This is a genomic window from Bradyrhizobium sp. cf659 (genome assembly GCF_900113725.1).
In the GTDB taxonomy this organism is placed as follows: domain Bacteria; phylum Pseudomonadota; class Alphaproteobacteria; order Rhizobiales; family Xanthobacteraceae; genus Bradyrhizobium.
On sequence record NZ_FOQJ01000006.1, the window covers coordinates 355,189 to 361,523 of the forward strand.

Consider the following 6,335-nt stretch of genomic DNA (forward strand, 5'->3'; position numbering starts at 1 on the left):
TTTTGCCGCACCCTAGAGACGGGTTGCGCCGCGGCAAGCGAGCAATTCGTCACATGCGGATCGTGCTCTGGCTGATAGCCCTGCTAGGTTCGTTCGCGTCCGCTTTGCCGGCCGCGGCCCAATCCAAGGTCAATATCGAACAAAACTTTGCCGATTCGCTCACCGCGCTGCCGAAGGAAGAACTGGCCGTCGCCGGCGGGTTCTATGTGCCGGCCTATTCCAGCGTCGCGATGAGCCAGGGCAAGCTGCGCGTCGATTTCTCGGTGACCTTGAGCGTTCACAACGCCTCCGAGACCCAGCCTCTGGTGGTCAAACGCATCGCCTATTTCGACACCGCAGGCAAGCAGGTCGAAAGCTATCTGAAGGCGCCGGTGGCCTTGAGGCCCCTCGCCACCGTCTCGATCTTCATTCCGACCGACGACGTGCGCGGCGGGACCGGAGCCAATTTCCTCGTCGACTGGGCGGCAACGGGCGAGATCGCCGAGCCGGTGGTCGAGGCCTTGATGGTTGGCGGCGTCGCCAATGCGCATTACGCTTTCATCAGCCAGGGACGCCCGACTAGGACGGCCACAAAGAAGTAGAGGCCGTCCGACCCGGACGGTCGGCAAGACGTAAAGCAGGCCGGCGCAAAGCCGGCCGCTCAACAAGAACAAAACGAGGAACGCTCCCATGACGTCCAGCTTCGATTTCGCGCCCCTGTTTCCCGCAGGGCTGCCGGCCCCTTCCGCGCGCTGGACGGGCCTTGCCAAATACAGCTTCGTCGGCGGCAACAATGATTCCGAGCAGGTGCCGCTGGACGAGTTGATCGAGGCGGCCAACCTCGCCCTGCAACGCGAGGGCCGATCGCTCGCCACTTACGGTCTGGCGCATGGCCCGCAAGGTTACCTGCCGCTGCGCGAATTCCTCGTCACCAAGCTGAAGCGCGATGCCGGCATCAACTGCACGGTCGACGATCTCCTGATCGTCTCCGGCTCGCTCCAGGCGCTCGACCTCGTCAACAATACGCTGCTCGCCCGCGGCGATACCGTGATCTTCGAGCAGGACAGCTATCAGGGCTCGCTGAACCGCCTGGCACGGCTCGGCGTCAACGTAGCAGGCATTCCGCTCGATGCGGACGGCATGCGCATGGACGTGCTGGCCACGACGCTGGCCGACCTGAAGAGCCGCGGCATCCGTCCAAAATACATCTACACCATCCCCACGGTGCAGAACCCGACCGGCAGCATCATGCCGGAGAGCCGCCGCGCTGAACTGGTGCGGCTCGCGGCCGAGTATGGCGTGCCGATCTTCGAGGACGATTGCTATGCCGATCTCGTCTGGTCGGGACAGCGGCCGTCGGCGATCTACGCGATGAGTCCGAACGGCGGCGTGATCCATATCGGCTCGTTCTCGAAATCGATCGCGCCGGCGCTGCGCGTCGGCTTCATCGTCGCGCCCTGGGATGTGATGTCGCGGATGCTGTCGCTGAAGACGGATGCCGGCTCCGGCGCGCTGGAGCAGATGGTGCTGGCGGCCTATTGCAAACCGCATTTCGCAAGCCACGTGCCGGCCCTGACGAAGGCGCTGCGCACCAAGCTCGATACGCTGATGGAAGCCCTCAATGAGCAGTTCGGGACGGCGGCGGAGTTCGAAGAGCCCAAGGGCGGCATCTTCCTGTGGGTGAAGCTGCCCGACCAGGTCGATACGCTGAAGCTGTATCAGGCCGCGCTTGCTGCCGGTGTCTCGATCAATCCGGGGCCGGAATGGTCGACCAACAAGAGCCATTCCAGCTCACGCCTCAGGCTGTGCTTTGCCAGCCCCACGCATCAGCAGATCCGCGAGGGCGTCGCTGTGCTGGCCGAGGTCTGCCGCAGGGAGTTCGGCGTGCCCGCCCGCAGCGCCAATGTGGAGAAGCGGGCTTAACGCCTCATCAAGCCGCCTGGGGCTGGGGCTGGCTGCCGTGGATCGCGGAGGCCAGCCGCAGCAACAGGACGATCGAGACGTTGCCCTTGCCGGCCTCGATCTGGGCGATATAGCGCTCGGAAATCCCGGAGCGGCGGGCCAGCTCCCGGCGCGACAGGTCGCAGCGCATGCGCGAGGATCTCAAGCGGTCGCCCAGCTCCGCTAGAAATGCGGTCTCCGAATAAGGCGGCACGGCACAGCTGCCGGGCAGCACTTCGCCCGCAAAATCCATGACTTGATTGAGCATTGGTCTATCCACGTTCGCCTTCGGGAAGCGCCATCCTAGCCCCGAAACGGCCGGCCTCATTGACGCGGATCAAATTCGCGCGCGATCGGCGGCTGCCGTGGACGACCGCGGGCGGGATGCTACACTTTGGAATTCTTCGAGGTGGGGCTTTTCAGGACATGACGCGTTGTATGAGCCGCTGGACCGCGGCTGCACTGGTGTGGGTCGCGTGCACGTGCTCGGCCAACGCCGAGACGCTTGCGGCGACGGTCGAACAATGGGGCCTGCTCGGCTCATGGGCGGTCGATTGCGCGGCCCGGCCCGACCGCGACAAGGGTGCGCTCCTGACTTACGAGATCCGGAAGGACGGCCGGGTGATGTACCGGCGCAATTTCGGCGAGGCCAAGGACGAGAACGAGGTCGTGTCCGCCACGGTCAACGCCGAGGGCCTGCTCAACGTGATGGTATACTTTCCATCGCTGCATCAGACCCGCGAATTCGGGCTGCTGCTGGCGAAGGACGGCAGCCTGCGCGCGATCTACAATCGCAGCGAGCGCGGCGCGTACACGATCAGGGATGGCAAATACGTCGCCACGGGCGCGCCCACACCTGCACAGCAACGCTGCGATTGAGCACCTGAACATCCGTTCAGAATTCTCTGCCAGTTCCTCCGGAACGTTCGCACACATGCGCCGTTCTCATCTGCATTCGATTGGAGGAGGACATGATGACGAAGCTTGGTTATGTGGTTGCAGCTCTCGGTGCGCTCGTCATCGCGGCGCCGACGCTGGCGAGCGCGGAGACGGTGGTGATCAAGCACGATCATCACGGCCCTTACGGTGCTCGCGCCGAATTCCGCGAGCATCGCGATCATGGCTGGCATCGCGGCTGGCACCATCGCGACAAGGTCGTCGTGATCAAGCGTGGCGGCCATCACCACCATTGGGACTAACGCGCAACGCAACATGGAAACGCAACATGGAAATGGCCCCTTGCGGGGCCATTTCTTTGTATTCGCGGCAAGCGTTTGGTCAGTCCCACGCCGGCGCAAAGCCGGGATTGACGCAACGTCTGTCCTTCGGCAGCGCGGCGATCTTCTTGCGGTCGGCATCGTCGAGCGTGATCTTCAGCGCGTCGAGATTGGCCTGCTGGCTCTCGCGGCGCGAGGCCTTCGGGATCGCCGCGACGCCGCCCTGGTCGAGCAGCCATTTCAGCGCAACCTGCGCAGCGGTCGCGTTGTGCTTGGTGCCGATCTCCGCCAGCACCGGATCGGAGGCAATGCGCCCCTGCGCCAGCGGGCAATAGGCGACCAGCGGGATCGACCTGGCATTGAGATAGGCCAGCACCTTCGATTGATCGAGCATCGCGTGATATTCGATCTGGTTGCAGGCGATCGGCGCCCTGATGTCGTCGACCGCGATCTTGAGCAGCGCCGTGGTGAAATTGGCGACGCCAATCGCGCGCGTGCGCCCCTCCTCCTTCAGCTTCATCAAGGTTTCGAACACCGCGCCCCAGTTCGCGGACTTGGACGGCCAGTGCACGAGGTAGAGGTCGACATGGTCGAGCCGGAGTTTGTTCAGGCTGGCGTCGAAGGCACGCCGGATCGCATCCGGCGCCAAATTCTCATGCCAGACCTTCGTCGTAACGTGCAGCTCGCTGCGCGGCAGCCGGGCCGCGGCGAGCGCGGCGCCGATGGGTTCTTCGTTGGCGTACATTTCAGCCGTGTCGATGTGGCGATAGCCGACCGACAGCGCGCTCTCGACCGCGGCACGGCAGGCATCGCCCTGCATGCGAAAGGTGCCGAGGCCGAGCTTGGGCATGCTGATGCCCTGCGTCTTCAGATTGTCCATGGGTCAACTCCTGACGTATTCCAGCCCGCCGAATGCGCGCGGTGATGCCGCGTGAGCAGGCTCCTCGGTGATGGAAAAGAGGTGGCGGGAGCGGTCACTATAGCGCGGGGGAAGCGGAGCGGCCAATCAAGATCGGGTTAGCGTCGGCGCACTGAGTGCCTCCCCAACGTCATGGCCGGGCTTGACCCGGCCATCCACGACTTGCCCCTTGGCGCGCAGAACGTGGATGCCCGGGACAAGCCCGGGCATGACGAACCGGCCTCACGAATGCTGCGCCACCACGGCCAGAAGCTCCTGCGGTTGCGGCACGATATCGACCGACCAGAGGTCGCGGTTGTCCACGTCCTTCAGCGTCACGGTCATCACGCCGGTCACGCCATCGATATCGACGCGGCCGAAGAACTGCAGTCCGAAACACGGCGCCAAATTCTCGCCCTGCGCCTCGCTGCATCCGTTCTGGTACATCGCGACCGGACCAAAAGTGTCATCGAGCTCGCCCGGGCCCCAGGTGCCGGCATGCAGCGGGCCGGAGACGAATTCCCAGAACGGCTCGAAATCCTGGAATTGTGCCCTGTTCGGATCGTAGTAATGCGCGGCGGTATAGTGCATGTCGGCGGTGAGCCAGACGATGTTGCGCACGCCGGCGCGCCTGATGGAGCTGAGCAGATCGGCGATCTCGCGCTCGCGTCTATCAGGCGGCCCATTGCCGAGCGCGACCGCATCGAGACTGATCAGGCCGATCGGCAGGTCGGCGGCGATCACCTTCCAAGTCGCGCGCGAGGCGGCCAGCTCCCGCTTCAGCCAGGCCAACTGCTCGGCGCCGAGGATCCAGCCGCGATGGTCGCTGCCCTTGTTCCAGGTGTCATCCCGAAAACTGCGCATGTCGATCATGAAGACGTCGAGCAGCGGCCCGTAAGCGATCTTGCGATAGACCCGCCCCTGCCGTGCGCCGATGTCGCGGATCGGCATGAAGTCGAAGAAGGCGCGGCGGGCGCGCGCGACCAGGCGCGGCGTGCCGTCGTCCTCATAACCAGCCTCATCATGGCTGCCGGACGGTGACCAGTCGTTGCTGACCTCGTGGTCGTCCCACTGTGCAAACATCGGCACGCTCGCGTGGAAATCGCGAAAATGCTCGTCGAGATGATTGTATTTGTAGTTGCCGCGAAATTGCCCCAGCGTGTGCGCGACCTCGGATTTTTCTTCCGTGACGATGTTGCGCCAGGTCTCGCCGTTCGGCAGCTTCTGTTCGGATGGAATCGTGCAGTCGGCGTAGATATGGTCACCGGAGTGAATGAAGAAGTCAGGGCGGTTGTCGAGCATGGTGCGATAGCTGCGATAGCCGCCGCGCGAGATGTCGATGCCCCAGCCCTGCCCCGCGGTGTCGCCGGACCACAGGAACGAGATCGATTGCCCTGCGGCCGGCGCAGTGCGGAAATGGCCGACGCGGCTCTCGCCGGCGATGCCGGTTGCGATGTCGTCGAAGCGGACGCGATAGAAGATGTCCTGTCCGGACGGCAGATCGCTCAACAGCAGCTTCGAGGTGAAGTCGGCGTCGGGCAGCGCGTCGCCGGATGCTGACGCAATGATGGTCTTGAAACTCTCGACGGTCGAGCATTCCACCCGCATGCGCGCGGCCCGGTCGGCGCGCGCCCAGATCACGGCGGAGCCGTCCGAGACGTCGCCGGACTGGATGCCGCCGGCGATCCGCGGGCGGTCGGCGGCACGGCTGATGGATGGTTTTGCGAGCGCGGCTAAGGTGAGGCCGGAGGTGGAGCGGACCAGGAATTGCCGCCGGGTCCATGCGCGCGGGGCGCGGAGCGTTGCCATTCAGGAGACCTTCGTCGAATCGCGACGGAAGGTGCCTGCGCTCCTTGACTCCTACCCTTACGGTTTCTTGACTCCGCGCCGACGGTTTTGCGACGCGGGGATGACGTGTGAGATGCAGCCCCGAGCGCGGTGCGCTCCCTCGCCCCGTTCTTACGCAGGGCTGTCCGGGGAAGTTAGGCATAGGATAGCTCGATCTGGTCTGGGTGGCTGTGGGATCTGCGTTTGCTTGGGTTGATGGGTGGAGGCTTGTCGATTGCGGCGATGGCCCGGCGCGTGAATAGAAGCTGGCTGACGAGTTCAGCGAACCTGATCGGAAGCATGGCGAGGCAGTTGGCTTTGGCGGCGATACGCAGCAACAGGTAGGCGATCATTGCGGCAAACACCTGGAGCCGGACCGCATTGTCGTTGGCGCCGAGAAATTTGCGGATGTCGAGATGTTGCTTGATCCAACGGAACAACAGCTCGATTTGCCATCGGCTCTTGTAGAGGGT

Annotated in this window: 8 protein-coding genes; 4 read left to right on the forward strand and 4 right to left on the reverse strand. The window is 64.1% G+C overall.

Annotated features, from left to right (window positions below):
* The first annotated feature begins 53 nt into the window (after positions 1-53).
* Both BM118_RS25780 and BM118_RS25785 read left to right on the forward strand, forming a co-directional pair.
* Positions 54-581 carry a DUF3124 domain-containing protein gene (locus BM118_RS25780; protein ID WP_167771291.1) on the forward strand — a complete coding sequence of 176 codons (528 nt, stop codon included), beginning with the start codon at positions 54-56 and terminating at the stop codon, positions 579-581.
* A gap of 88 nt (positions 582-669) precedes the next feature.
* Complete coding sequence (locus BM118_RS25785) at positions 670-1,902, forward strand: aminotransferase-like domain-containing protein (protein WP_092188548.1); 1,233 nt, start codon at positions 670-672, stop codon at positions 1,900-1,902.
* A 7-nt stretch (positions 1,903-1,909) separates the two neighbouring features.
* Here BM118_RS25785 and BM118_RS25790 read toward each other — a convergent pair whose 3' ends face one another.
* Complete coding sequence (locus tag BM118_RS25790; RefSeq protein ID WP_177234680.1) at positions 1,910-2,188, reverse strand: helix-turn-helix domain-containing protein; 279 nt, start codon at positions 2,186-2,188, stop codon at positions 1,910-1,912.
* A gap of 170 nt (positions 2,189-2,358) precedes the next feature.
* Here BM118_RS25790 and BM118_RS25795 point away from each other — a divergent pair, with 170 nt between their 5' ends.
* Complete coding sequence (locus BM118_RS25795) at positions 2,359-2,799, forward strand: hypothetical protein (protein ID WP_244550251.1); 441 nt, start codon at positions 2,359-2,361, stop codon at positions 2,797-2,799.
* Between the two features lie 95 nt (positions 2,800-2,894).
* Positions 2,895-3,119 (forward strand): hypothetical protein, encoded by a 225-nt coding sequence (locus tag BM118_RS25800; protein WP_092188601.1) that lies wholly within the window; start codon positions 2,895-2,897, stop codon positions 3,117-3,119.
* Between the two features lie 79 nt (positions 3,120-3,198).
* Here the strand turns inward: BM118_RS25800 and BM118_RS25805 are convergent, their stop codons facing one another.
* From BM118_RS25805 to BM118_RS25815, 3 genes are all read right to left on the reverse strand, one after another.
* The gene (locus BM118_RS25805) at positions 3,199-4,017 is read right to left on the reverse strand and encodes an aldo/keto reductase (RefSeq protein ID WP_092188552.1); all 819 of its coding nucleotides are present in this window, start codon (positions 4,015-4,017) and stop codon (positions 3,199-3,201) included.
* Positions 4,018-4,278: 261 nt separating this feature from the next.
* A complete protein-coding gene (locus BM118_RS25810) occupies positions 4,279-5,844 on the reverse strand; it encodes an alkaline phosphatase D family protein (protein WP_092188554.1) in 1,566 nt (521 codons plus the stop codon).
* Positions 5,845-6,017: 173 nt separating this feature from the next.
* A partial coding sequence (locus BM118_RS25815) for a transposase (RefSeq protein ID WP_143099524.1) occupies positions 6,018-6,335 on the reverse strand: 318 nt, incomplete at its 5' end.

Excerpts from the sequence above, each read along its gene's own strand:
- BM118_RS25780 (WP_167771291.1), top strand. The coding sequence starts at position 54 with ATGCGGATCGTGCTCTGGCTGATAGCCCTGCTAGGTTCGTTCGCGTCC.
- BM118_RS25810 (WP_092188554.1), bottom strand. The coding sequence starts at position 5,844 with ATGGCAACGCTCCGCGCCCCGCGCGCATGGACCCGGCGGCAATTCCTG.
- BM118_RS25805 (WP_092188552.1), bottom strand. The coding sequence starts at position 4,017 with ATGGACAATCTGAAGACGCAGGGCATCAGCATGCCCAAGCTCGGCCTC.
- BM118_RS25790 (WP_177234680.1), bottom strand. The coding sequence starts at position 2,188 with ATGCTCAATCAAGTCATGGATTTTGCGGGCGAAGTGCTGCCCGGCAGC.
- BM118_RS25800 (WP_092188601.1), top strand. The coding sequence starts at position 2,895 with ATGACGAAGCTTGGTTATGTGGTTGCAGCTCTCGGTGCGCTCGTCATC.
- BM118_RS25795 (WP_244550251.1), top strand. The coding sequence starts at position 2,359 with ATGAGCCGCTGGACCGCGGCTGCACTGGTGTGGGTCGCGTGCACGTGC.
- BM118_RS25785 (WP_092188548.1), top strand. The coding sequence starts at position 670 with ATGACGTCCAGCTTCGATTTCGCGCCCCTGTTTCCCGCAGGGCTGCCG.